23 protein-coding genes, 1 other RNA gene and 1 pseudogene are annotated in these 24,226 nt (G+C 55.3%); 12 read left to right on the top strand and 13 right to left on the bottom strand.

What is annotated here, in order from left to right; genetic code table 11:
- Positions 1-532: 532 nt before the first annotated feature.
- Positions 533-652, top strand: a pseudogene (locus BLW97_RS19935) (IS1595 family transposase); the annotation flags it as partial.
- Between the two features lie 78 nt (positions 653-730).
- Here the strand turns inward: BLW97_RS19935 and BLW97_RS03600 are convergent.
- The 7 genes from BLW97_RS03600 to BLW97_RS03570 form a co-directional block, all read right to left on the bottom strand.
- The gene (locus BLW97_RS03600; RefSeq protein ID WP_075322347.1) at positions 731-1,750 is read right to left on the bottom strand and encodes an IS110 family RNA-guided transposase; all 1,020 of its coding nucleotides are present in this window, start codon (positions 1,748-1,750) and stop codon (positions 731-733) included.
- 170 nt (positions 1,751-1,920) lie between these two features.
- Positions 1,921-4,107, bottom strand: coding sequence for a glycosyltransferase (locus tag BLW97_RS03595; protein WP_143214833.1), 2,187 nt, complete (start codon positions 4,105-4,107; stop codon positions 1,921-1,923).
- 6 nt (positions 4,108-4,113) lie between these two features.
- Positions 4,114-4,899, bottom strand: a complete 786-nt coding sequence (locus tag BLW97_RS03590) for a class I SAM-dependent methyltransferase (RefSeq protein WP_242947825.1) — start codon at positions 4,897-4,899, stop codon at positions 4,114-4,116.
- Positions 4,900-4,980: 81 nt separating this feature from the next.
- The gene (locus tag BLW97_RS03585) at positions 4,981-5,379 is read right to left on the bottom strand and encodes a YajG family lipoprotein (RefSeq protein WP_075322344.1); all 399 of its coding nucleotides are present in this window, start codon (positions 5,377-5,379) and stop codon (positions 4,981-4,983) included.
- Positions 5,376-6,167: a peptidylprolyl isomerase gene (locus BLW97_RS03580; RefSeq protein ID WP_075322343.1), complete on the bottom strand. Its 792-nt coding sequence runs from the start codon at positions 6,165-6,167 to the stop codon at positions 5,376-5,378. The genes BLW97_RS03585 and BLW97_RS03580 overlap by 4 nt, the downstream gene beginning before the upstream one ends.
- 9 nt (positions 6,168-6,176) lie before the next feature.
- Positions 6,177-7,733 (bottom strand): ShlB/FhaC/HecB family hemolysin secretion/activation protein, encoded by a 1,557-nt coding sequence (locus BLW97_RS03575; RefSeq protein ID WP_075322342.1) that lies wholly within the window; start codon positions 7,731-7,733, stop codon positions 6,177-6,179.
- Positions 7,734-8,120: 387 nt separating this feature from the next.
- Positions 8,121-10,184, bottom strand: a complete 2,064-nt coding sequence (locus BLW97_RS03570) for a glycosyltransferase (RefSeq protein WP_075322341.1) — start codon at positions 10,182-10,184, stop codon at positions 8,121-8,123.
- A gap of 182 nt (positions 10,185-10,366) precedes the next feature.
- Here BLW97_RS03570 and vapB point away from each other — a divergent pair, with 182 nt between their 5' ends.
- The 3 genes from vapB to BLW97_RS03555 all read left to right on the top strand — a co-directional run bounded on the left by vapB (position 10,367) and on the right by BLW97_RS03555 (position 13,067).
- Positions 10,367-10,651 (top strand): type II toxin-antitoxin system VapB family antitoxin, encoded by a 285-nt coding sequence (vapB, locus tag BLW97_RS03565; protein WP_024894098.1) that lies wholly within the window; start codon positions 10,367-10,369, stop codon positions 10,649-10,651.
- Positions 10,652-10,878: 227 nt separating this feature from the next.
- A complete protein-coding gene (locus BLW97_RS03560) occupies positions 10,879-12,597 on the top strand; it encodes a proline--tRNA ligase (protein WP_075322340.1) in 1,719 nt (572 codons plus the stop codon).
- An 11-nt stretch (positions 12,598-12,608) separates the two neighbouring features.
- On the top strand, positions 12,609-13,067 hold the full coding sequence (locus BLW97_RS03555) for a universal stress protein (RefSeq protein ID WP_075322339.1): 459 nt from the start codon (positions 12,609-12,611) through the stop codon (positions 13,065-13,067).
- Between the two features lies 1 nt (position 13,068).
- Here BLW97_RS03555 and BLW97_RS03550 read toward each other — a convergent pair whose 3' ends face one another.
- Both BLW97_RS03550 and BLW97_RS03545 read right to left on the bottom strand, forming a co-directional pair.
- A complete protein-coding gene (locus BLW97_RS03550; protein ID WP_077218188.1) occupies positions 13,069-13,710 on the bottom strand; it encodes an ABC-type transport auxiliary lipoprotein family protein in 642 nt (213 codons plus the stop codon).
- Positions 13,711-13,714: 4 nt separating this feature from the next.
- Positions 13,715-14,653, bottom strand: coding sequence for an MlaD family protein (locus BLW97_RS03545; RefSeq protein ID WP_075322338.1), 939 nt, complete (start codon positions 14,651-14,653; stop codon positions 13,715-13,717).
- Positions 14,654-14,829: 176 nt separating this feature from the next.
- On the opposite strand from BLW97_RS03545, the gene BLW97_RS03540 reads away from it, so the two are divergent.
- Genes BLW97_RS03540 through BLW97_RS03525 form a run of 4 tightly spaced genes read left to right on the top strand, consistent with a single transcriptional unit; the run spans position 14,830 to position 18,471 of the window.
- Complete coding sequence (locus BLW97_RS03540; RefSeq protein ID WP_075322337.1) at positions 14,830-15,483, top strand: protein-L-isoaspartate O-methyltransferase family protein; 654 nt, start codon at positions 14,830-14,832, stop codon at positions 15,481-15,483.
- Positions 15,484-15,489: 6 nt separating this feature from the next.
- Entirely contained in the window at positions 15,490-16,035 is a 546-nt protein-coding gene (locus BLW97_RS03535; RefSeq protein WP_075322336.1) for an isochorismatase family protein, read from the top strand.
- A 16-nt stretch (positions 16,036-16,051) separates the two neighbouring features.
- On the top strand, positions 16,052-17,827 hold the full coding sequence (locus BLW97_RS03530; protein ID WP_075322335.1) for a M61 family metallopeptidase: 1,776 nt from the start codon (positions 16,052-16,054) through the stop codon (positions 17,825-17,827).
- The gene (locus tag BLW97_RS03525) at positions 17,824-18,471 is read left to right on the top strand and encodes a LysE family translocator (RefSeq protein WP_075322334.1); all 648 of its coding nucleotides are present in this window, start codon (positions 17,824-17,826) and stop codon (positions 18,469-18,471) included. The genes BLW97_RS03530 and BLW97_RS03525 overlap by 4 nt, the downstream gene beginning before the upstream one ends.
- Positions 18,472-18,498: 27 nt before the next feature.
- On the opposite strand, the gene BLW97_RS03520 is transcribed toward BLW97_RS03525, so the two are convergent.
- The 4 genes from BLW97_RS03520 to BLW97_RS03505 form a co-directional block, all read right to left on the bottom strand.
- Positions 18,499-19,128, bottom strand: coding sequence for a 5-formyltetrahydrofolate cyclo-ligase (locus BLW97_RS03520; RefSeq protein WP_242947676.1), 630 nt, complete (start codon positions 19,126-19,128; stop codon positions 18,499-18,501).
- A 1-nt stretch (position 19,129) separates the two neighbouring features.
- Positions 19,130-19,310, bottom strand: a non-coding RNA gene (gene ssrS / locus BLW97_RS03515) — 6S RNA.
- 8 nt (positions 19,311-19,318) lie between these two features.
- Positions 19,319-19,633, bottom strand: a complete 315-nt coding sequence (locus BLW97_RS03510) for a cell division protein ZapA (protein WP_024894108.1) — start codon at positions 19,631-19,633, stop codon at positions 19,319-19,321.
- 19 nt (positions 19,634-19,652) lie between these two features.
- The gene (locus tag BLW97_RS03505; protein ID WP_075322333.1) at positions 19,653-19,892 is read right to left on the bottom strand and encodes a hypothetical protein; all 240 of its coding nucleotides are present in this window, start codon (positions 19,890-19,892) and stop codon (positions 19,653-19,655) included.
- Positions 19,893-19,980: 88 nt separating this feature from the next.
- On the opposite strand from BLW97_RS03505, the gene mrdA reads away from it, so the two are divergent.
- From mrdA to ychF, 4 genes are read left to right on the top strand one after another with little or no spacing between them, the layout of a single operon-like run.
- Positions 19,981-21,921, top strand: a complete 1,941-nt coding sequence (gene mrdA / locus BLW97_RS03500; protein ID WP_075322332.1) for a penicillin-binding protein 2 — start codon at positions 19,981-19,983, stop codon at positions 21,919-21,921.
- Positions 21,922-21,933: 12 nt separating this feature from the next.
- Positions 21,934-22,542 (top strand): 50S ribosomal protein L25/general stress protein Ctc, encoded by a 609-nt coding sequence (locus BLW97_RS03495; protein WP_010636923.1) that lies wholly within the window; start codon positions 21,934-21,936, stop codon positions 22,540-22,542.
- A gap of 6 nt (positions 22,543-22,548) precedes the next feature.
- Complete coding sequence (gene pth / locus BLW97_RS03490) at positions 22,549-23,118, top strand: aminoacyl-tRNA hydrolase (protein ID WP_010636924.1); 570 nt, start codon at positions 22,549-22,551, stop codon at positions 23,116-23,118.
- Positions 23,119-23,127: 9 nt separating this feature from the next.
- The gene (gene ychF, locus BLW97_RS03485) at positions 23,128-24,219 is read left to right on the top strand and encodes a redox-regulated ATPase YchF (protein WP_075322331.1); all 1,092 of its coding nucleotides are present in this window, start codon (positions 23,128-23,130) and stop codon (positions 24,217-24,219) included.
- Positions 24,220-24,226 lie beyond the last annotated feature (7 nt).

Raw genomic sequence — 24,226 nt, 5'->3', positions numbered from 1 at the left:
GCTTCCGGTCGCGCTGTTACCAGTCGGGGTAAGCGTAACCCACGCGGAGTGCGCCGAAAAATGAGTTCATATCCAATCAGGGATAGAGGCGATCCATTAAGGGTTCCCTGTAACCCGTGCGCCGTGATCGTTACTAACTAAACATTATTGCTCTTAGGATAAAGATACCACGTGGTACTTCAAGGCCTTGAAGGATGACCGAAATAGCCATCCACCACATACCGCAACTGGTAAACAATCTCCAGCACGGCGCCGTGCCGATATCCACTGACGGCATGCGGTCTTCACTCGCCCCCATTACTTCATGAGGCGTATTGCTCTATATGCCCGTAGGCTTACAACAATCTGTCAAACTTCAGGTACGGACTCACCGTAAGCATGTTATTTAAATTTCTCGCTCAGGGTAGCCAAAACCATGGCGCGTGTCAAATTCGCAACAAAGAACCTGATCAGCACGATGCTTAATCTACATTTTTATACCGCATCCCGTTCTGTGAGAATCTCACTGGTTCTTATGACCATGAGATGTCCCATGGCGATGGATCGTGTGCAGTTTCAGAAAGGATGATCTCTCCCCGAATGCAACCAGTGTTTTGGTGCGGAAAAGCAGTGCGTTGCGGCCTTGGACACGGCTCGCGGGCCGGATGGCTTCCATTAATATGAAAGAAATGGGATTACGGGCACAGAAGTCCCTGGCCTGTGAGGACCATTTGACGGGATCTGAAAGCGGTTATGCCGGATCGGGTAGGAATCCGAACTTGATCAGCTTTTTGATCCAGCGTGCGGCATTACGTTGTACGCTCAAGGCTTCATAATCGGTGGCGGCGTCCCGGTAATATGTGCCGCGAGAGAGCATGAAGTAGATGATGCGCAGCATTTTGTGGGCCAAGGCGATAATGGATCGTTTATGACCTCGGCGCACGACCAGGTTCTGGAATTTGGCGCGCAGGGCGCATTGGGTGCGACTGGCGGCATGGGCGCATTCGCACAAGACGCGGCGCACGTAAGGATTCCCTGCCAGTGCATGCTGTTGCGGGGCCAAACCGTCCAGCAAGCGGGTATCGAAGCGCGCGATCTGCGCTTCCAGGGCTTCGATATGGTGCATCACTTCATCCAGAACAAAACGATGGCAGGCACTCAAATCGCCCTGCAACGCGTCCAGAATCTCCTCCCGGCTGGCCTTGAGGCGATGGCTCGCCAGGGACAGTACCTCCTGGGGCGTGGCGCCCTGAATCAGCGCCTTGATCATGGCGCGTGCTGATTGACCATGAATGTCGCTGACCACCACGCCCAGGCGGATCCCCCCGTCGGTCAGCACCTTGTGTAGCCGGTTCTTTTCGGAGGCCAGCATGCCGACCAACTTCTGGCGTTGGCGGGCAATCAAGCGTAATTCCCGCAGTGGCGCCGGCGGGACAAAGGAACCGCGTAACAAGCCCGCGCGCGCCAGCATGGCCAGCCATTCCGCATCGCCAACATCGGTTTTGCGACCGGGCACCTGTTTGACGTGACGGGCATTGACGACCTGGGCACGAATGCCGACCTGCTCCAAGGCTGCATAGGGGCTTTTCCAGTAAATCCCGGTACTCTCCATGACCACTGCATCCGGCTGCCAGGTCGCACACCAATCCGCCAAGGCCCGGCGGTCTTTCTTGAAGCTGCCAAACTGACGGCGCTCTACCTCCACAGTGCCATCCGGGTTACCAATGATGGCACAGGCCGATGCCGTATCAACCTGCCTGCAGCAAGCCACAGGCGGTCCTCTTAATGTGCGCTCTCATGGAGGCAATCCGGGGTACGAGTCGGCCCGGAGGGTCACGTTAGAAACGGGATCAAGTCACCAAAATTTCGTGCGATCTCAATCCGCCGCCACCCACTCCCATTCTCTTTCATTCTCCGGGGTGGCGCGAGTCGCAATGGACGTTAGAGGGATCTTACCGCATTTTCTATGGTCGTGCGAAAGCGGGCGGCATCGGTATCGCGGATGACCGTTTGTAACGCATTACAGCGTAGCCTGTTCCAGAGCGCTTCTTCGCGGTAGAGGCGCAAACAGGCTGCGGCGAATACGTTAGGATCTAACGAAGCCTGCAAGAGTTCGTGCTCGTCTTTCCATCCTAATTGGTTAGCAATCAATATCGACGCAACCAGAGGTACGCCGTGGGCTGCGGCGTCGTGTGCCTTGAGGGGGATGCCAGCGGCATAACGGGTTGGAATGATCACTACCCGTGATGTGTTGTACCAGGGCGCCAGATCAGAAACAGTCCCCACCAGCCGGATACCTTCCGCAAGGTGCCCGGCGTAAAGCTCGGGATCGGGTGTGTAACCAACAACATCAAGCTGCGCGGCGCCGCCCAGGGCCTGCTGGATGATGGGCCATACCGTTTTGCTGAACCACAGGAGGCTGTCCGCGTTTGGAGAGTCTAGGCTAGACAAGGCGCCGACAAACAGAAAACCGGATCTTTCAGTAAAGCTTGCGGGCGTGGGTGTCACCTGTAGACAGTGCCCGAGCACGCTGCACTGCGCCACGCCTCCACTTAGAAACTGATCTGATTCAGCAGACGATACGGCCAACACGAGGTCGGCTGCAGCCGCCAGCCGCATTTCCTCTGGCTCTGTGATGCTAACTTTATCGTTTTGCAGTATGGCGCGCTCCTGTTCGCGAAAACTGATCAGCGCCTCGGCATCATAGATGATGCGTGTATTGGCACTGATAAGGCCCGCTTTTTTTAGGCGGAGGATATGGGCCATATTGTGGGGGCGTGAGACCCAGAGGATATCGTAATAATCGGTGCGTTCCTGCAGGAAGGACAGCAACCCGGAGGCATCCTGACCGCGCATGACCTCAATTTCTTTCGGGATATCGACATAAATCTCTTCCCAGCTTTCGTGGGCATGGTTGGTACAGTAAATCGTGACCAATCCCAACTTTGAGAGTTCTTGAACAATACGGCAGGCGCGGGGGAACCCGGAACCATAGCGGGGGCGAGGAATTCGGTCATCCACATAAAGGATGCGTAGTTCAGGGGAATGGCTGCGCGCGAGCAGGATATTCTTGGGATCGACCGGATACTGGGCTTGCACAAAAGCAGGGTGTCGCCGCACAAAAATAGATTGATTGCGTTCCATCAGCGTATTGGCATGCGCGCTGCCCCCGCTGCCAAACTCAAAGTGATAGAGGACCACATCCGGATCATAGAGGACCTGATAGCCGTTTTCCCAGAGCCTGACGCAATAGTCGGTTTCCTCATAGTAGGCCGGAGCGAAGGCTTCATCAAAGCCGCCCATTTCCTGAAAGAGGGCGGTTCGTGTCAGGAGAAAAGCCCCGGAGCAATAATCAACGGGACGACGGAAGCGATATTCGGGCCGATCTGGATGCTCGCCTCGCCCGTAGCCCAGACAACTACCATCCTGCCAAATAACGCTGCCGGCTTCTTGCAACCGCCCATCGAGATTGATGATCCTGCCTCCTACAGCACCAGCATGGCTATTTTCTGCCAATATGGAAATGGCCGTTTCCACGGAACCTGGCAGAAGTTGCGCGTCGTTGTTAAGGAGGAGCAGATACTCCCCTTTGACTAGATCGCGTGCCTGGTTGCAGGCGCGCAAAAAATGCAGATTGTGCTCGTTCCGGATGACGACTGCGCCATCCACGCGCTGCAGGAGTTCGTCAGTTGCATCCGTGGAGGCGTTGTCGATCAGTATGACTTCACATTCGTTAGGGAGATGCTCCACAAGGCTCTGCAAGCAGGCTAAGGTAAGCGGTGCCTGATTGTAGAGAACGATAACTACGCTGAGACGCGGATTCGGAGACGACGGCAGGATGATAGGCTGCCCGGCGCCCAAAAAGTCATAGAGCATAGTTTGGTAATGGCGCCGGGCGGTATCCTTGTCGGAGAATATACGGTATTGCAAGGCGGAAAGGGTCTTTTGTGCGTCTTGCCAAACTCCCGGGATGCCAGCCAACCGCTGCACGAAAGGCATGGCTTTGGTCTTTACAGCTATTTTAATTTCCACACTGAGCGGCAGCGCCCGATACAGCGAACGAAGCCCATGATAAATTACATATTTGCCTTTACCAGCCAATTGCCGCACCAGCTTGTTGATCTCCACAGTCTTCTATTTTTGGCTCAAGGTACGAATGGTTTCATCCCGCTGCTGCAGTTCATGTTGGAATTGCATTTGCTGAAAATAGCTTTGTGCGCGCTGAACGGTGCAGTCGCCCAAGCGAGAGAATACTAAACGCCAATCATCTCCTTCGCTGGGTGATAGCCCAGCAAGCCAGCGCGCCTTCTCTGGAGCTTTTTCGCCTACGGTGAATATTGACAGGCCATGGCTATGGAAAAAATGGAAGTGCGGAAAGCGCGCATCAAGTTCACGCACGAAGCGCCAGACGCCAAAGTCTTTTTCATAGACGTTACTATCATGAAAAAGTACCACGGCCTGAGGACTTAACTTGGGAAACCAAGTTTCAAAGTCATGACGCACTGCATCATAGGTGTGCAAGCCATCAATGTGTAAAAGATCTATGCTTCCATCTGCGAACTGATCCAATGCCTCATCAAAAGTCATTCTCAACAGATGGGAGAAATCCTGATACTGCTGCTGATTATGTGACAGGACATGATCGTAAATATCGCTGCCATAAGATCCAGTATGGGCATCACCCTGCCAGGTGTCGACCGCAAAGCACTGTGTGCCAGTACTATGCTCTTTAACACTTTGGCAAAAAGCAAAATAGGAATCTCCAAGGTGGGTTCCCAATTCCACAAAGATCTTTGGACGCCATTGTTCCATGCACCAGAGTGCGAAAGGAATATGCCCCTGCCAGGCAGTGATGGAACTTTGATGAAGCGGTACTTGAAATGCTGCAGTACTGAGGTGGGAAAATGCATCGTTAGTCATGATAATCACTCTAGGTTTGGGCGTGTAGATCGCTTTGGTTCCTGATAATGGACTTAGTACTTTACCGGAAAGAATTCGTCGTTATTTGCGACTGGACGACCACCGAATAGCTTCTCCACTATAGATGGGAGTGACCTGTGGAGAAAGGTTTTGATAGTTGCCGCCAGAAGGGTTGAACTGGACCTGGGCGGGGCTGCTGCGGCTTTCGTTGTGGAGAATCACGGCATCGGCGCCCAAGGCAGCGGCGCGCTTTTCGATGATGGCGATGACCTGAGCAGGTGGGGTGGCGCTTGGTGCCTCAGCGTGGATCTTGGCGATTACGGTGTAGGGGCGATCTGGGGCTTTGCTGAGAGTTTCCACCAGCGAAGTGGGGGCGTAATGAGTACCGCTCAGGGCGCTTACCTGTACCTGTGGTCCGGCGGCGCAGCCCGCCAGTCCGAGCAGAGCAGTAATAATAAGACAGGGTTTGGCAGCCTTCATAATTTTTTGGCCTCTAATGATGTGCTGGCGACAGTATCCAATGCTATTTTAGCCTGGGAACGGAGTTTTTGCAGATATTCGGCGATTTTCTGATTGCGTAGTTCCGCTTCCAGTTGCGCGGAGACGGCGCTGAAGGGGAGGACAGTCGCAGGCCGCTCACCAAGTACCTGGACGACGGCAAAGCCCTCGGGAACCGAGATCGGGCCGATGACCTCGCCGGATTTTGCCTCGCGGATATGGGCGAGAATGGGAGCCGGGATCTGATTGTCAGCCTGCCACCCCAGTTCACCGCCCAAGGTGGGGTTGGGGCCTTGAGAGTGGTCGGCAGCAAGCATTGAGAAGTTCTGGCCTTTTTGGAGATCCGTAATAATTTTCTCTGCATCGGCGTAGCTGGGCACGATGATTTCGCGCAGTCGGAATTGACGCTTGGGCGCGGTTTTGACCAGGTCCTCATAGCGGGCGTGGATTTCCTTTTCTCTGATGGGGTGTTTGGCAAAATAATGGGCCAACGCCTCACTGATAAGTAGATTTTCTTTTTCCTTGGCCAGTGCTCGCCGGAATCCTGCGCTCTGCTCGATGTCTTCTTTTTTGGCCTGTTGCAGAAGCAATGTGCGGTTGATAAGAGTTTGCAGGGTTTCCTTGGCGATGGCCGGATTGCCTTTGGCGGCCGGGTTGGCGGCTACAAGCTGGGCCTCGGTAAGAATCTGACCATTGACGGTAGCTAGGTCAGCTGCCAATGCGGTACCAGGTATCAGGGATAGAGCGAGCAGAATAGGAGCCAGGCGCATAGTTTTCCTCTAAAAGCTTTGTTGCAGAATGAAATAGGCTTCGATCCGATTTTTTCGGAGATTCTCGACAGTGCTGGCAGGATAGACGCTATGGGCCACCGGTAAGGCACTCAACACGGAAATGCTTGTGCCCCAGCGGGTATTGAGGTTCAAACCCACGCCCACGTCTGAAAGATTTTGCCAGGGGGCCTGCCCAGGCGACAGATAGTAGCTGGTCACGCCCGCTGTCTCGAAAAATAGGGAGCCGGTGGCGCTGATACCATAATGGTGGACAGCCGGGCTCTGTAGGGCAAGACGCGCCGAGTAACCGCTATCGCCCACGAGAATACCCGGGTAGTAGGCCGATACGCTGCCAAAGCCACCCACCACCCACTGCTGATTTTGCGGCAAGGTATTGAAGGCCCACTGGCCGTTGCCGGTGAACTGGGCACTCATGCCCCAAGGCAGGCTCTGGGTGTAGTTGGTGTTGAAGGTCAGATAGCGGAACTTCGGCGACGGGGCGCTGGGAGCGTTGATGAACGTGCCATGGTAACCGGTGACCCCTTGGTTGTAATTAAACCCTAGCATCGCGCTGCCGGTCATGCCGAAGGGATGCACGATGCGGCTATAGTTGGCTCCCAGAGTGTAGTAGTCATAATTCTGCTTGGTGAGGGTGTACACCCCTTGCAGAACGGTGACTTTGTTACTGACGATGCTAAAGCCTTCGTTAACACTAAAGCGGCTGTTGGTGTCAGCGTAGAGGAGTTGGCTGCCATTCAACGTGTAGCTGACAATGTTGCCGGTGAAGTAATAGGGAGCGGTTTGGCCAAGTCGGTAATGGGTCCACTGACTAGTGAAACCGTAGGTCCCCCAGGGGGTGATGGAATTGATGCCGACGGAGCCCTGGTAGTAGGTGCTACCGACACTATCCTTGCTAAGGCTAGGGATGCCGTTGGTATAGTTGCCGTCAATCTCCAAACCTGCGCCGGGGCGGAGGTAGACGCTGCCACCAGCCACGTAGTTGCTGGTGTAGCGGCTGCCATAGTTGCCAAAGAGCAGGTTGCCACCGAGCCACCGATAGCCCGGCAGGGGCGTCTGCTGCACGCTCAGGGTGGAGCCGCCCGGACTTTTCGCTGGAGCAAAGCCCACCTGAATCTGATGGCCGTTGCGCGTGCTGTAGGCGTCGGCGAGGATATTGCGGCGGATGATGGTGGATTCGCTGAGGCTTTCGCCACTCAGACCGGTGTAGAACCAACCCAGACCGGAGGCGATTTTTTTGTCCGTGAGCTGACCCTGGACAACCATGATGTGGATATTTTCCCCTTCTACCGCAGCTTTAACGGCCACCAGAAAGTAGCCCTCCTTGCGGTAAGCCGTCGAGAGTGTACCAACAGCCATCTTGGGGTTGGCGGCCTCAGCGAGGATTCGGTGGATACGCTGGTCGGACAGCAGGGTATTGCCGGTGACCAGGTAATGGTAACCGTGGCTCTCTACCACCAGCAAAGCAGCACCCCGCTGTGGTGCGGCAAGGACATGAATAGCCGGGGGCTGTGTGATGGGCATAAAAGGGGGTTGGTCCGCTTGCATTGATCCTCCATCTTTGGTGGGGCATGATTCTGGACAAGTTAATGGAGTACGTCAAATAAGCTTAAATATCCAAATTCAGCTACCGATTTGAACAAACTTGGTGAATCGTATCTGCAAACTCATTTTATTTCAGGTATGAAGCCCTATTTTCCGATATCCCCACAAGAATACTACTAAATTATTTCCAATTTGCATTGTGTTAGGTGATGGAAGCCCCTCCCAACTCAGCAGTTTTAGCGAAAATGCTCACAGACTAGACCCTTCGTGCCATTTTTACATCATATCACCGCAAAACCAGGGTAACTTAGCGCAGCGCTGGAACGCTTGTCGCAAAGACAAATCAGACTGTGATTATTATGAAGCTCGAACAATACGGTTCGGGAGTTTTTAACGCCCTGCAACTTCCCGCAGTATCCCCAGCATCTGCTCCCCTGCCCTCTGCCAGTGATATTGCGCCGCCTGCACTTTGCCCTCTTGAATCAGTTGTTGCCGCAATGCGTTATCGTCCACCAGACGGGTCATGCCGTCGCGGATGGATTCTATACTGAGCGGATCACAGTAAAGGACGGCGTCGCCACAAACCTCAGGAATAGCCGTACTATTGCCGGCTAATACCGGGCAACCACTCGCCATGGCTTCTACGGGCGGCAAACCAAAACCTTCATAGAGGGAGGGATAAATCAGGGCCACCGCCCGCTCCAATAGGGCGGGTAAGAGTTCATCACGCAGGTAGCCCAGCAGGACGATTTCACCGCGAGCCTGCATGCGTTCGAGGATGGGGGCAAAACGACTTTCCTGCCAGCCCATCTGACCCACCAACACCAGGGGATACTGGCGTTTGATGCGGTCTGTCAGACCCTCATAGGCAAGGAGCAGTCGCTCCATGTTTTTGCGGGGTTCCAGCGTCGATAAAAAAAGAAAATAAGGGCGCGGATCTCCATCCAGAGCGACGCGTAATGCCCGCCGGGCTTGCTCGCTCACAGGCGCTGAAAATCGCACGGAAATGCCCGGATACAGAACATGAATGCGTCCTGCCAACTCCGGAAAGTGCTTCAGGAGTTCGCCCTTGGTAAAATGCGAGATAGTCACCACGGCATTGGCTCTTTCCAGAGCCGGACGCAGGTGACGGTTTAAAAACAGTACCCGACCCGGCGGATGCGCCTCCGGCATGTCCATATGCGAAAGGTCATGCACCACCAGCACCTGTGGAGAACGGCCCTTGGGCAGCACGTAGTTCATACCCAAAATAATTTCCGGTCGCCAGCGCTTTTTGAGGCGCTCCAGTTGCCATCCCTGCAGAAAAAATTGTACTTCACGGCCCAGTGGAATTTTCTTTTTCCACGCACCCCGTTGCGGAATGTGCAATCCGGCAGGATGCGGGGGTTGGTCGGAGTAGCCGGTGGTCGTGAAATAGGTCAGCTTTACGGCCGGGGTCTGGATCAGGACATTAATGAGTTCTTCGGAAAAATGACCAATACCCGCTGGACGTCCTTGCATGGTAGTGGCCTCTATGGCGACGCGCACGGTGCGGCGCCTTTCGGTTTGCGGCAAGGGTACCGGCGTGGGCACCTGTTCGCTGTAGGCCAAGCCCTTGCGCGCTTCCCAAATGGCACGAATATTGTTCCATTGGCCGGCACGTAAACGCTTGCTGATGCGCACCAGAGAACCCAGCGTCCAGCTCAGTCGTGGAAAGCGCGCATAGCGGGACAAAAAGTGCCCCGCCGAGTTCGTCACATAATAATCCTTCAGGGGATGATCGTGCCCCAGACTGGACGAGTGCTGATGCCAGATATGGGAATCGGCGGCCACCGCCAGTTGCCAGCCCTGTGCCCGCAGGCGGTAGCACAAGTCGGTGTCTTCCCAGTACATGAAAAAATGATCATCATCGAAGAGGCCTATTTGCTCCAGCGCCTCGCGGCGCAAAAGTATGCTGGCTCCTGTCAGATAATCCAGCCGTGCGGCGGGAAGCGCGCGTTTGGCATGATGCGCCAGCCCCAACCAGGACAGGACATGACCACCGCCCCAGACCAGCACCTTTTGCGGGTGGTCCAGATCATAAATGACCGAGCCGACCGCACCCACCTGCGCATTGCTTTGCAACTCTGCCAGCAGTGCATTGAGGGCGTCCTTGTGGACAATGGCATCATTGTTGAGAATCCAGAGGGCGGTAGCACCTGCATCCAGCGCGTGGCGGATGCCGACATTACACCCACCGCCAAAACCCAGATTTTCTCCGGTTCGAATCAGCGTAGTCGGTAAGGTGGAAGAAGCTAACCAGGCTGCTATGGCATCGGCACTGCCATCCGTCGAGCCATTATCTACAATCCAGACATGCCCAGGGGTATCCCTGAGTTCCCTCAGCGCCCGCAGACAACGCCTCGTATCGGCAAGACTATTCCAATTGATGAGAATAATGTGGGCGTTTTGCGCGCTAAGACTGGGACTGGTCAAATTTATAGGTATCCACCAAATAGGAGTGTGCTGCCGGGTGCTTCTGCTGGCGGGGGATTATGCCACCGTACGGTCAGGTCTGCCAGAAAATGCGTCGCAGACTATGGGGTCTCTGATAATTGCCCCCAGGCTCCGTGGCTGATAGGTTATCCCAAGCGCCATATACAATAGAGATTATCATCATGGAACAAGCGACCATCTTTCGAATTAATCGTAGTCAGGCCGTACGACTGCCCAAATCCATCGCTTTCCCCAATGATGTGAAGCGCGTGGATGTCGTCGCCTTGGGTCGTGTGCGCATCCTGGTACCTGCAGGGGAATCCTGGAAAAGCTGGTTTAATGGTGAAGGGGTCAGTGCCGACTTTATGGAAAGCCGCGAGCAACCCGATAATCAGCACCGGTTTCACCCGGAAGAAGCAGTACGAGGAAGCCGTGGTTTATTCCAAAAATTGACAGATAATAACTAACACAGCAGACCACTCACAGAAGAGATCATCGCCGAACGACCCCTTGCAGCAAAATATGAGTAAGTCAGTACTGGATGCTTCCGCGTTGCTTACTTATCCATAAACTCATAGGCTTCTCTGAAGTACTGAAGTTCACGTCATCCTGATTCGTTAGTAAAAAGCTTTACCTCTTTCTTTGTGCTGTGGCCTTTCTTACACTGTGCGCTACCTTTTCATTTGAGATTTTTATGCGCGCCAGTCAGATTTTCATTCCGACCCTGAAAGAAACTCCCGCCGAGGCGGAACTCGTCAGCCATCAGTTGCTGCTGCGCGGGGGCTTTATTCGCCGCCTTGCCTCGGGATTATATACCTGGATGCCTCTGGGCTTACGGGTATTGCGCAAGGTGGAGCGCATTGTCCGCGAGGAAATGGACCGCAGCGGCGCCCAGGAAGTGCTGATGCCGGTGGTTCAGCCCGCCGAGCTGTGGCAGGAATCAGGACGCTGGGAAAAATACGGGCCGGAACTGCTGCGCCTCAAGGATCGCCACCAGCGCGATTTTTGTCTGGGTCCTACCCATGAAGAAGTCATCAGCGATTTAGCGCGGCGCGAAATTCATTCCTACAAGCAGCTTCCCGTCAATTTTTATCAGATTCAGACCAAGTTCCGCGACGAGATCCGACCCCGTTTCGGGCTGATGCGTGGTCGCGAATTCATCATGAAAGACGCGTATTCCTTTCATGTGGATCATGCTTCTCTGGAAATTACTTATCAGACCATGTATGACGCTTACCAACGGACCTTCACCCGCCTGGGTCTGGATTTTCGGGCGGTGGAAGCAGACAACGGGGCGATTGGCGGCAAGCGTTCCCACGAATTTCATGTTCTGGCCGATTCCGGGGAAGATGCCATTGTGTCCTGCGACCACTGTGATTATGCGGCCAATATGGAAAAAGCCAGCAGTCCCGCTAAAGCTGCGCCCGTAGAAGCCCCTCTGGAGGCGGCGCGGGTGCAGACGCCGGGTATCCGGACGGTAGCCGAACAGGCTGCCATGCTGGGCATTTCCAGCAGCCAGATCGTCAAAACCGTGCTGGTCGTGGCGGGTGAGCAACCGGTCATGCTGCTGTTACGCGGCGATGACGAACTGAACCTGATCAAGGCTGCCCATGCCCTGGAAGTGGACGAAGTCAGAATGGCCACGCCCGAAGAGGCCGAGGCCGTTACCGGTGCTCCTCTTGGTTTCATCGGTCCCAAAGATTTAAAAACTTCCATTCGGGTGCTGGCTGATCATCGCGCCCTGAATGTCGGTAATTTCAGCACCGGGGCCAATGAAATGGATACGCATTGGGTGAATCTCAACTGGGATCGTGATCTTTCCTACCCGGACAGCGCCGACTTGCGCAATGTCCGGGCTGGCGACCCTTGCCCCCACTGTAGTACCGGTACGCTGGGCATCCGCCGGGGCATTGAGGTAGGGCATGTGTTCCAGCTCGGGCAGGTTTACAGTGAACGCATGAAAATCACTGTGCTGGACGAAAGCGGACGCGACGCCACTGTGACCATGGGTTGCTACGGAATTGGGGTATCCAGGGTAGTAGCAGCGGCGGTGGAGCAGCATTTTGATGAACGCGGCATTATCTGGCCCGCGTCGCTGACCCCCTTCGATGTGGGCATTGTCGCCATCAATGCCCGCAAATTTCCAGAAGTTGCCGCCGCTGCTCAGGCTCTGCATGATCGTCTGGAGCAGGCGGGTTTCGGTGTATTGCTGGATGATCGGGATGAGCGACCGGGGGTGCAGTTTGCGACCATGGATTTGATCGGCTTGCCCCATCGGGTGGTGGTCAGTGACAAGGTACTGGCGCAAAATGTTTGGGAATATCGGGCGCGCCGCGCCAGCGAAAACACGCTGATGAATGAAGCCGAACTGATGGACCGCCTGAACGCGAGTTCGCCCGTTCATCAACCATAAGGATTACGATCATGGATAATTTTCCAGTGCAGCATGTTTTGGTGGCCGTAGATTTTTCAGAAATGGCGCTGCCTACCGCGCTGGCTGCGGCTCAGGAAGCGCGGCTGCATCAGGCCAAACTCACCGTCATCCATGTGTTCAACCCGCAAATGCTCAATTTGCAGATGCCTGAGGAAATCCTGCCCCCGACCCTGGATATTCGGGAAAAACTGCTGCATCTGGCCCACGCCGAAATGGACAAGCTCCACGAGGCGATGAACAGCGAAGGGATGCAAGCAGAAATGGTGCTGGAGGAAAGTGCGGACAATATTGGCCGAGCCATTGCCGCTTATGGCAAGGCCCATCAGGCCGACCTGCTGGTGGTCGGAAGCCATGGTCATAGTGGTCTGGGACGCTTACTATTGGGTTCTGTAGCCAATGACGTGCTCAACCACGCCCACTGTCCGGTGCTGGTGATCAAACACACCTGATTCACTGATACTGGTCAACCCAGGCACTGACCGCCCCCACAAAATCACTGCCAGCCTGGGTCATGGCGGCCGCTCCGCCCGCCGCCGAAGCGGTTTTCAGTGGCACGCTTTCCTGGAATGCATGCTGGGCGATGACCTGATAATTACGGTCATTCAATAAAGTGGCTGTACCTGCTATCAGCGCCTGACCAGCCTGGGGTGCAGTGAAATTTACCACGAAATTACTCAGGTGCAGGCGAAGCACATATTGTGCCGCACCACTGGACTGCCCGGAAAGTACGGCTTTCCAGTGATGGCTTTGCTGCAGATGCTGTAGCAGACGCATATCCAGCATTTCCGCCGGGGTCCCTACCCAACGCGCATCCCGATAAGACAGGAGCATTTGGGGATTCTGATAAAGCAGATGGTATTGGTAGGCATTGGTATCCAGCCAGGAGGGGGCGCTGACCGAGGCCAGTTGCAAAACGACTTGAGCGGTGTGCGGTGCATTTTTGGCTTCAACAGGCACCGACGAATGCAGCGCAGTGATATTGTAGGGCGTCTGCCAGGGCGTCGCCGTGGCACAACCGCCAAGCAAAAAAGCGGTCCCCAAAAATCCCAGACGGGCTGCGCCCCATAAACGTGGCATGCGAACAACTCTCATGAGCTTAGTGACCTCCTGCAGAAAAACCCGACTCACCCGGGCCTGGGGGTGGCCCCTGAGTTCCGTAAAGCAGGGATTGAGGGGATTGTTTAAGGGACTGGCTGAGGCTGGACAGCGCTTCACTGCTATGCAGCAGACTGCTGGTCAATTGCCGGACCTGGGGAAGTGTCTGGTAATTTAACGTATTCATTGCCTGCTCACTGGCAGTACCCAATTTTTGTAGGGATTTGGCCGCCTGGGTAGCACTCGCCAGCGGGGCTTGCGCCTGTACTGCCAGGGTATCTAAATGCTGGATGAGTTGATGACTGGCGACCATGGTGGATTGGGTGGCAGCCACCATGGCGGGAAGCGCCTTGAGCGCCGGCATCATGGCATCTTCCATTTGCACCAGATCCTGAGTAGCCTGATCGAGATGCGTCATGGTTTGCCCGAAACGGGCACGGTTCTGGTCATTGAGCAGGTCATTCAGACGATCCGCCAACTCATTGCTGCGGTTTACCAGAGACTCGCCATTGCGGGACAGCACCTCAAAAAAGCTGGGATGCATGGGAATTTCAGCAACCTGACCCGGATTGTGCGTAATGGGGGCAAAATCGGTTCCCTTGTCGGTTAAGGATAAGTAGCTGAGACCGGTGACCCCTTGAGGAGCCAGTTCTGCGAAAGTCGCCCGGGTGATGGGTGTCGATTTATCGACTTTGATTTTCACCCGAATCATGCGCGGATTGGTCGGGTCCAGACCGATGGCTGTCACCTCACCCACCCTCACCCCTTTGAATCGCACGGGCGCCTGAATGCTGAGGCCAGTAACACTGTAGGGCGAAATCACATCAAAATTGACCCCGGGTTTTTCGCCGTGATGCATCCACAATCCGACAATCGCGACCGCGACGCCAAGTACCAGCAAAAAAACTACCGCGACCAGCGCGTGCGCACGGCTTTCCAAGAAGGTAGCTCCTGAATGAGATATGTCCCTATTGGAGCACAGGAACCGTTGCAAGCCAATCTTTCTGAATGATCTGCTCAATGGCAAGACCTCTTGCCTGCTGGCCCAATGGAAGTCATTGACTTGCCCGGAAACCCATGACTAAATGAGCCAAAATCTCTGGAGCCCTTGAAGCTATGGACTTTGACATATTGCGCCGTACCATGATTGATACCCAGATTCGCACCTGGGATGTGCTTGATCCGCGCGTGCTGGCCATCGTCACCGAGGTCAAGCGGGAGTTATTTGTGCCGACCGCCTATCGTCATCTGGCGTTTGCCGATTACGCCATGCCCATTGCCCACGGCGAACATATGTGGACGCCTAAAATGGAGGCCCGTATCCTTCAGGAGCTGGATTTGCGCGAACATCACCGGGTGCTGGAAATTGGCACAGGAACCGGCCACATGGCCGCACTTATGGCCAGACTGAGTGGCATGGTGCATAGCGTCGAGGATCGTGCGGATTTATCGCAAATGGCGGAAGGCCATCTGCGCGTACAAGGTATTCACAATGTGCAGCTCCATGTCGGCGATGGCTCATGCGGCTGGGCTGAGCATGCACCTTATGATGCCATTTGTGTGACCGGCTCCTTGCCCGTATTGCCCGAGGCATTCAAGGAACAACTGGCGGTGGGTGGGCGTCTGGTAGTCATTATCGGTAAGGGTCCTGCCATGCGCGCCCAGCGCATCACGCGCACTCAGCAGAACGTTTATGAAACAACCGTACTATTTGAAACCGAAGTCACTCCCCTGCGGCATGTCCCAGTTCCTGGTCGTTTTGTTTTTTGAGCGGCCATGCGTATTGAAGCCCAGCAGAGCCTGATCCTGACCATTGATATGCAGGATCGTCTCCTGGGTGCCATCCCAGAGACAGAACGCAACCAAGCCATTCAAAACGTTACGCGTTTGCTGGCCGCTGCGGCGGCTCTGGAAATCCCGCGTCTGGCTACTGTCCAATATGCCAAAGGATTGGGACCGATTCGTGCCGACCTGCAGTCATTCTGTGCCCCCCCATTGGATAAAACGGTGTTTTCCTGCTGGCGGCATGCTCCGCTCCGAAACTTACTGGAAACTGAGCAGAGTCGTCGTCAGATTATCCTGACCGGCGTCGAAACTCATATTTGTGTTCTGCAAACCGCTCTGGATCTGCATAGCGCTGGTTGGCAGCCTGTTGTCGTCGCCGATGCCTGCGCCAGCCGCGACGACGCAAATGCCCAATCGGCTCTGTTACGTCTGCGTCAGGCGGGTATCACCGTCGCGGTGTCAGAGTCGGTATTTTATGAATGGCTTGGTGACGCGGCCCATCCCCAATTTCGGAGTCTCGCCCCGGCCTGGCGCTGAAACGGAGTAATTTCCCATGCAATCCCCTGCTCTCTCTTACAATATCCAGCCGGAACCCGAGGCGCATTTGTTCCGGGTCACACTGGAAATCCCCGAGCCCGATCCTGATGGTCAGGTGCTGGCTTTGCCGGCCTGGGTTCCGGGCAGTTACACCATCCGCGATCTGGCCCGCCACATTACCCAAATATCCGCAGAATCCCGGGGCGCAGCAGTCCAACTGCACAAAATGGCCACTGATCGCTGGGTTTGTGCCGCTGTAAAAGGGCCTCTCCATATCTCTTATAGTGTTTATGCGCTGGATCAATCGGTGCGTACGGCTTTTCTGGATCAACTGGGCGGGTTTTTTAATGGCCCCGCCTTGTTTTTACGGGTAGTCGGTCAGGAGCAGCAAATGCATGCCTTGCGCATTACCGGCCCGGATCATTGGCAGTTGGGGACTTCCATGCCCCGCGCGGCGGGTGAAACTTGGGGCTGGGGTCAGTTTCAGGCAGAAAATTATCGGGCATTCATTGATCATCCAGTGTTGATGGGTACGCTGACCCTGCTGAATTTTGAGGCGGGCGGGTTGCCTCACCACTTGCTGATTCAGGGAGAACATCAGGCCGATCTGCAGGCGCTGGGACGAGACATGGCCCGCATTTGTGACTGGCAGCAGAAGTTCTGGGGTGAATCCCCCTTTCGGGAATATCATTTTCTGTGCAAGGCGCGCAGCAACGACTATGGTGGTCTGGAGCATCGGGCCTCCAGTGCTCTGGTTTGCGCCCGGGATGACCTGACCGGCCGCGACCCCAAAAACTATCGGCGCTTTCTGGGCCTGGTCAGCCATGAATATTTTCATAGCTGGCTGGTACAAGCCATCAAACCGGCGGTATTCAGCGCCAGCCCCCTGGAGCGCGCAGAACTTTCCCGGGATCTCTGGATATATGAAGGAATTACCTCTTACTACGATGATCTCTGCCTCTGTCGTGCCGGTTTAATCAGTCCGGAACAATACCTGCAGGGGATCGCTCAGGAATGGACGCGCCTGCAAAGACGCCCCGGCCAATATCTGCAAAGCCTGGCAGAATCCAGCGAAGATGCCTGGCTCAAGCTTTATCATCCGCATGTCAACAGCGCCAATTTTGAAATCAGTTATTACAACAAGGGGGCGCTGCTTGCTCTCTGTCTGGACTTGAGCCTGCGTCTGGAAAGTGCCGGCCGTTTGAGTCTGGATAACTTGCTGATGCGCCTCTGGAAAGAGCACGGCCAGACGGGCAAGGCACTGCCCGAAGGAGAAGCCCTGCAACAAATAGCCGACCTTGCTGGTACGCAAATGGCAGAACAATTGAAAACCTGGATAGAAGCCCGCGCCGAACTGCCTCTGGAAGCTCTCCTGGCACGCATGGGCATTGCCCTGCACAGCCGTCCCGCCACCGGTCTGAGTGATTCAGGCGGCGAGGCGGCTGCGACAGTGCCGACGGCCTGGATTGGTGCCCACTGGCAAAGCCAGCCGCAAGGCGCACAAATCCGTCAGGTCCTCAGCGGCAGCCCGGCAGAAGCGGCTGGTTTGTCACCCGATGATGTCCTCGTGGCTTTGGAAGGAATGCGCTGCACGGCGGACAGTTTCGCCGGGCAAATCAGCACCGGCATCCCCGGCTGCCCGCTACGCCTCCACTACTTTCGCGATGACGTACTTTACGAGACCCGCCTGACCCCCGTTGCCCCGCCGCAGGATACCTTCTGGCTGGAGTGGCTGGAGGACGTTGACGCAGTGGTAAGCGCCCGCCGCAGCGCGTGGCTCACTCCGGCATGACACTGCATATCTGGATATTTTACGCGCTTACCGTGCTGGTAATTTCTGCAATTCCAGGTCCCAACATGATGCTGGTGATGAGTCATGGTGCCCTGTATGGTTGGCGTCGATCCATGGCAACCATGCTGGGATGCATGACGGCCCTTCTGTTGATGATTACTTTATCCGCAGCCGGACTCGGTATTTTCTTTCAAACCTGGCCCCGTATTTTTGATCTGGTCCGCATTTTAGGTGCGGCTTATTTGATTTATCTGGGAATCCGGGCATGGCAGTCAGGCGGACGGCGCCCAGAAAATATCCAGGATTTGGCAGTAACCCGAACCCCGATACAGCGCCCTGCAACTTTGTATCGCACCGGTATTCTCGTCACTATCACCAATCCCAAAGCGCTGCTTTTTACCGTCGCGTTGCTGCCACAATTCATGCGTCCTCAGGCTAACCCCTGGATACAGTTTGCAGAGTTGATATTTACCTTCTGGCTCATTGAAATGAGCTGGTATATGGTTTATGCACAATTGGGAACCAGAATCAGTGCGTTGTTGCGAAGCCCCCGGGCACATCAGATTTTACAGAGGGGAACTGGAGGGCTTTTTATGGCCATTGGTTTAACGCTGTTCGTAATGGCTGCGCTCAACGAATCTTGAAAATATATCCAAATTATTTCAATACAATCAAACCATAATGCGGTGACAGGCGAGGTCGGTACAGATGATGCTGAGTGGCACGTCCCAGGGTTCGCGGGGGACCCTGTCTAACTGCTGAAAAGCATGGCCGACCCCCAGCAGGCGCGGGTGCTGCCAATGCTGACGGTGGGAGATGCTGGCGAGGCTGCGATCATAAAATCCCCCGCCCATACCCAGGCGATAGCCTTCTGTATCAAACGCCACCAGGGGCAGAATCAACAAATCGAGATCCTGCGGAGTCATCAGCAAATCAGCTGCTACCTGAGGCTCGGGAATACGGAAGCCGTTGGGGCGCATGCGGCTCTCACCATGAAATGGGGCGAAACGCAGCTTTTGCGCAAAACTTCCTGATAGTACCGGCAAATAGAACTGTTTGTGACGACTCAGGCGATGGTACATCAGCGGGAGAGGATTGATTTCGCCCTGCATGGGCCAATAGAGGGCAATGCGCTGAGCCTTTTTGTAATGGCTAAGCTGGAGAATTTGCCGGGAGAGTGCCAGCGCCGCCTGCTGGAGATGCTGCGGAGAAAGAGTCCGACGTTGCTGCCGCATTATTCTTCGCAAGCTACCCTTGGAAACCGGATCAGATGAATCTGCTGTTTCAGCTTCAGAAAACAAAAAACCTCCCGCGATGGTCGTGCGGCCCGCTACCCCCAGAACCTGATGAACAGGTGGGAATCCACACATCGCTTCAGGCTACTCCGCTAGGGAGCTGCACACCACGATGATGACTGGGGACTCCCTGGATAGACAGTATTGGTTCAGGAATCGTCTCGGCCACTCGTGCCTCGCAGGAGGCAATTTCAAGTTACTCTGAGCCCTTCGCTCTGTCAACCAGTTGCTGCAGACGCTGTTCGACGAGTTGCAGATCATGCTCACGCGCCAGCAATGTCTGCCGGGTACGCTGCAAATCCGCTGCCAGATTCACGGCCACCATCAGGGTGGCGCGCTCCCGGCTGAGCAATTTGCCACGGCTTCTGGCCACCTCCAATTGTTCATTGAGTAGTCGCACGGCTTCCAGCAACAGCTCCCGTTCTTCATCCGGACAGGGTATCTGATAATGCTGATCCAGCAGGGTGACGGAAATTTGTTGCACGACATTTGTGGGTTTAACTTCGGACACAGACTTCTCCCTGATGATTTTATATTTCGTTTTCCCAGCAATTAACCTGCGCCAGCAGATCATTCAGGCGCAAACAGATTTCTTCCTGACGCTCTTGCAGCATCCGGTTTTCCGCTTTCAGTTTTTGAATCTGGGCCTGCAGGGCTTGCACGGAATGCTTGTTGCGTCCGTCACCTTCCAGTTGTCGACGCAATCCGCGATAATCCGTGATAGCATTCTCCAACTCTGCAAACAGGGATTCATATCGGGATTCTAACACTGCGCCACCCACTTTTAGCCGGACATTCCGACACCGAGTTTACGAAGCACCTCCGTCATTTGCAAACTGAAGCAGGTCTGTTGCACCCATGCCCTTATCCGAATCATTGAAACGTACGCGCAGTTTTCGCCTTCGTCTGGGTGTTGCGGCCCTGTTGATGCTCCTGGCCATACTGGGGGTTGTTTTGCGGATAGTGGACCTGCAGGTATTGCATTATTCCAAATTTCGCGAACTGGCTTATGACAATCATGTGGCTCTGGTACCCCTGGCTCCGCCTCGGGGCCTGATTCTGGCGGATCATGGGGAGGTTCTGGCAGAAAACCTGCCCACCTATGCCCTCGAAATCACCCCGGATCAGGTTCCCCATCTGCAACAAAGTCTGCAATTTTTGCAGCATCTTCTGAACTTGAGTCCGGAAGATCTGCAGCAATTTGCCGCACGGCGCGCTGGCAAGCCGGACTTTGACCCGATTGTTTTGAAGGCTGATCTGAATCCGACGCAAATTGCAGCCGTATCCGTCCGCGCCATGGAGCTGCCGGGCGTGCGTATTGTCGCCATGATGCATCGCCATTATCCCTATGACGCCTTGTTTTCCCATGTCGTCGGTTATGTCGGACCGATTACCGGGGCTGACCTGAAAGATTTTCATGCCAGTAAATATGTGGGACGCAATTATATCGGTAAAAACGGCCTGGAACGCTATTACGAACGCCAGCTGCGTGGCGTCATGGGTTATGAAATCAAGGATATAAATGCCCGGGGTTTACCAGTAGGCACTCTCCGACAAATTGCCGCTCATCCTGGTAGTAATCTGATGACCCATCTCCGGCTGCGGGTTCAGGAGGCAGGGGCAGAAGCCTTGCAGGGGAAAGGCTATCGCGGTGCGGTTATCGCCATGGACCCCAATAATGGCGGCATTCTTGCCATGGTCACCAGCCCCAGCTTTAACGCCAACTGGTTTGTGGATGGCATCAGTAATGCGCACTGGCAATCACTGCTCAACAATCCGGGCCGACCACTCATGAACCGGGCCGATAATGGCTTGTACCCCCCGGGTTCCTGCGCAAAGCCCTTTTACACCATCCAGGCCGTTCAGGAAGGCGTGATCAGCCCGGATTTCCATACTTACTGCCCCGGCAATTATCAGTTGGGAGGACACACCTACTGGGACTGGAATCGCGGTGGTTTCGGGGAGACCGGCATCACCAAGGCATTGGCCTGGTCAGTGGATGTTTTCTACTACAAGCTGGCCGTGAAAATGGGAATTGATTTGCAGGACAAGACCCTCTGGCGTTTCGGCTTCGGGCAGAAAACACCCATTGATCTGCCCGGTGGTGCAAACGGTCTGGTCCCGACTCCGGCCTGGAAGCGCGCGCATCTTCATGCCCCCTGGTACACCGGTGACTCGGTGATTTTGGGTATTGGTCAGGGCTATTTACTGGAAACGCCGCTACAATTGGTCCGCGCCGTTTCTGCCCTCGCCAATGGCGGCTATCTGGTGCAACCCCAAGTCGCCAAGGCCTTCATTGACCCGCAAAGCGGCAAGACTATTCCTATTCCCAATGCCGCGCCCGTAAATCTGCATATTTCTGCCGAAGCCATGCATGCGGTGCATCTGGGCATGGAAGCCTGCGTCAATACCGGCACCTGCCATACGGTGAGCATTCCCGGTATCAGCATTGCCGGCAAAACCGGTACGGCCCAGGTCCCTATGGGCTATAAAAATGGACGCACCATTTACAACAATGACTCGCTGTTTATTGGCTGGGCACCGGTGGATCATCCCAAAATTGCCGTAGCGGTGGTGGTCGAAAATGGCGGGTACAATGCCTGGCAAGCCCTACCGGTAGCTCGTGCCGTCATTAAGGCGTATTTGCAGCCGGACCAGTCTGCTCCAGCTCCACAAAAATTATCCACAAAAATGCCAGCAAAGGTTGCTCAATCGGCAAGCGCGCATTATGATGCGCCCCTTAGTTATGGGGAGAAAGGTTCTGTCAACCCTCGCCCCGCTCAATCCACAGTACAATAAGGAGTAATGAAAATGACAGATTTTGCAATTGCGGCCATGCCGCGTGAAGAAAATGGTCGGCGTGCCAGCCGCCGCCTGCGCCGTACGGGCATGGTCCCGGCCGTACTTTATGGGGATAACAAGGCAGCAATGGGCCTGAGCATTGAAGCGCGCCTGTTGCGCAAGCTTCTGGCTGACGAACGGGCCTATACGCATGTGATCACCCTGGAATTCCCCAAGGGTAAGGAAACCGCCCTGATCCGTGATCTGCAGATGCATCCCTACAAGGAAGAAGTCCTGCACATGGATTTCATGCGGGTTCATGCCGGTGAAACCGTGCGTCTGCACGTGCCCATCCACTTCCTCCACGAGAACACCTGTGTGGGTATCAAGGCTGGTGGCGTATTGCACCGCGCCCTGACGGACGTGGAAGTGGAAGCACCGGTTGATCGCCTGCCCGAAGCCATCGAAGTGGACATTGCCAATCTGGAAAAAGGCGAGAGCCTGCATCTGTCGCAGATCAGCCTGCCGGCCGGTGTTATCCTGATTCCGCTCCAGCATGAAGATGATAAGGAGATTGTCTCCATTCACAGCCCCCGTACCGGCGCTGAAGCGGAAGAAACCCCCGAAGCCGCCGAGTGAGGTAAAATGGACTGGTTGCTGGCGGGGCTGGGAAATCCCGGGGCAGAATACGCCCGCACCCGTCACAACGCCGGTTTCTGGGCGCTCCAGACCTTTGCAGAAAAGGCTGGAGCGTCTTTACGTTTGGAATCACGCTGGCATTGTCTGGCAGCAACTACGCAAAATTCCGGACAACAACTGGGCTTGTGCCTGCCCCAGGATTTCATGAATCGCAGCGGTGCGCCGGTCCAGGCCATGGCCGCTTTTTACAAGGTGCCGGCGGCGCGTATTTTAGTGATACACGACGAGCTCGATCTACCGCCCGGCACGGCGCGTTTGAAATGGAGTGGCGGACATGGCGGGCATAACGGCCTGCGCGATCTGGATCGGGCGCTGGGTACGCGGGATTACTGGCGCCTGCGCCTTGGCATCGGCCATCCTGGACACAAGGATGCCGTGATTCATTATGTACTGGGCGCGCCTTCGACAATGGATAAATCCGCGATTGATCTGGCAATTGATCGCAGCCTGGCGGTTCTTCCGGAATTTCTTGATGGTCGCAGTGATGCGGCCCAGAAAACCCTGCACAGCGATTAGGAGTTTTTTATGGCTTTGGCCTGTGGCATCGTCGGTCTCCCCAATGTGGGCAAATCCACCCTGTTCAATGCGATCACCAAAGCCGGTATCGCTGCTGAAAATTATCCTTTCTGCACCATTGAACCCAATGTTGGTCTGGTATCCGTGCCGGACCCCCGGCTGCAGGCGCTGATTGAAATCGTCAAGCCCCAAAATGTGGTTCCGGCCACCATGGAGTTTGTGGATATTGCCGGGCTGGTTGCGGGCGCTGCCCAGGGCGAGGGTTTGGGAAACCAGTTTCTGGCCCACATTCGGGAAACGGACGCTATTGCCCTGGTTACGCGTTGCTTTGAAGATCCCAACGTCGTTCATGTCAGCGGTCAGGTGGACCCGGTGGCCGATCTGGATACGGTGTTGACGGAGCTGATTCTGGCGGATATCAGTACGGTCGAAAAAGGTCAGGCGCGGGTTGCCCGCCAGGCCAAGGGTGGCAACAAGGATGCCGTCGCCGAAGCCGCTGCCATGACCCGCCTGCTACCGCATCTCAATAGTGGCAAACCTGCCGCTAGTCTCAGCATGAGTGCTGAAGAAAAAGCCCATTTGCGCGGCCTGTTTTTGCTCACCATGAAACCCATGATGGTCATTGCCAACGTGGCGGAAGATGAAATTCAGGATGGACCCTGGCGCCCGCTTCTGGAAGCCTGGGCGGGCGAACGCCATGCCAGCGTGGTTCCGGTGTGTGCAGCCATTGAATCCGAACTGGCTGAACTGGAAGCTGAAGAGCAAAGCGCCTTTCTGCAGGACCTCGGACTGGAAGAACCGGGGCTGAATCGTATCATCCGCGCCGCCTATGGCCTGCTGGGCCTGCAGACCTATTTTACGGCTGGCGTCAAGGAAGTACGGGCCTGGACCATTCCCATCGGGGCCACTGCCCCCCAGGCAGCTGGCGTCATTCATAGTGATTTCGAGCGGGGTTTCATTCGCGCCCAGACTATCGCCTACGCGGATTTCGTTCAGTACCGGGGCGAGCATGGTGCCAAGGAAGCGGGCAGAATGCGTGCGGAAGGTAAGGATTATGTCGTCCATGATGGCGACGTACTGAATTTTTTGTTTAACGTGTGAGATGGAG

This window comes from Acidithiobacillus albertensis (genome assembly GCF_001931655.1).
In the GTDB taxonomy this organism is placed as follows: domain Bacteria; phylum Pseudomonadota; class Gammaproteobacteria; order Acidithiobacillales; family Acidithiobacillaceae; genus Acidithiobacillus; species Acidithiobacillus thiooxidans.
This window is presented reverse-complemented; position numbering and strand designations above follow the sequence as displayed.

Excerpts from the sequence above, each read along its gene's own strand:
- BLW97_RS03590 (WP_242947825.1), bottom strand. The coding sequence starts at position 4,899 with ATGACTAACGATGCATTTTCCCACCTCAGTACTGCAGCATTTCAAGTA.
- BLW97_RS03585 (WP_075322344.1), bottom strand. The coding sequence starts at position 5,379 with ATGAAGGCTGCCAAACCCTGTCTTATTATTACTGCTCTGCTCGGACTG.
- BLW97_RS03580 (WP_075322343.1), bottom strand. The coding sequence starts at position 6,167 with ATGCGCCTGGCTCCTATTCTGCTCGCTCTATCCCTGATACCTGGTACC.
- BLW97_RS03575 (WP_075322342.1), bottom strand. The coding sequence starts at position 7,733 with ATGCAAGCGGACCAACCCCCTTTTATGCCCATCACACAGCCCCCGGCT.
- vapB (WP_024894098.1), top strand. The coding sequence starts at position 10,367 with ATGGAACAAGCGACCATCTTTCGAATTAATCGTAGTCAGGCCGTACGA.
- BLW97_RS03560 (WP_075322340.1), top strand. The coding sequence starts at position 10,879 with ATGCGCGCCAGTCAGATTTTCATTCCGACCCTGAAAGAAACTCCCGCC.
- BLW97_RS03555 (WP_075322339.1), top strand. The coding sequence starts at position 12,609 with ATGGATAATTTTCCAGTGCAGCATGTTTTGGTGGCCGTAGATTTTTCA.
- BLW97_RS03550 (WP_077218188.1), bottom strand. The coding sequence starts at position 13,710 with ATGAGAGTTGTTCGCATGCCACGTTTATGGGGCGCAGCCCGTCTGGGA.
- BLW97_RS03540 (WP_075322337.1), top strand. The coding sequence starts at position 14,830 with ATGGACTTTGACATATTGCGCCGTACCATGATTGATACCCAGATTCGC.
- BLW97_RS03535 (WP_075322336.1), top strand. The coding sequence starts at position 15,490 with ATGCGTATTGAAGCCCAGCAGAGCCTGATCCTGACCATTGATATGCAG.
- BLW97_RS03530 (WP_075322335.1), top strand. The coding sequence starts at position 16,052 with ATGCAATCCCCTGCTCTCTCTTACAATATCCAGCCGGAACCCGAGGCG.
- BLW97_RS03525 (WP_075322334.1), top strand. The coding sequence starts at position 17,824 with ATGACACTGCATATCTGGATATTTTACGCGCTTACCGTGCTGGTAATT.
- mrdA (WP_075322332.1), top strand. The coding sequence starts at position 19,981 with ATGCCCTTATCCGAATCATTGAAACGTACGCGCAGTTTTCGCCTTCGT.
- BLW97_RS03495 (WP_010636923.1), top strand. The coding sequence starts at position 21,934 with ATGACAGATTTTGCAATTGCGGCCATGCCGCGTGAAGAAAATGGTCGG.
- pth (WP_010636924.1), top strand. The coding sequence starts at position 22,549 with ATGGACTGGTTGCTGGCGGGGCTGGGAAATCCCGGGGCAGAATACGCC.
- ychF (WP_075322331.1), top strand. The coding sequence starts at position 23,128 with ATGGCTTTGGCCTGTGGCATCGTCGGTCTCCCCAATGTGGGCAAATCC.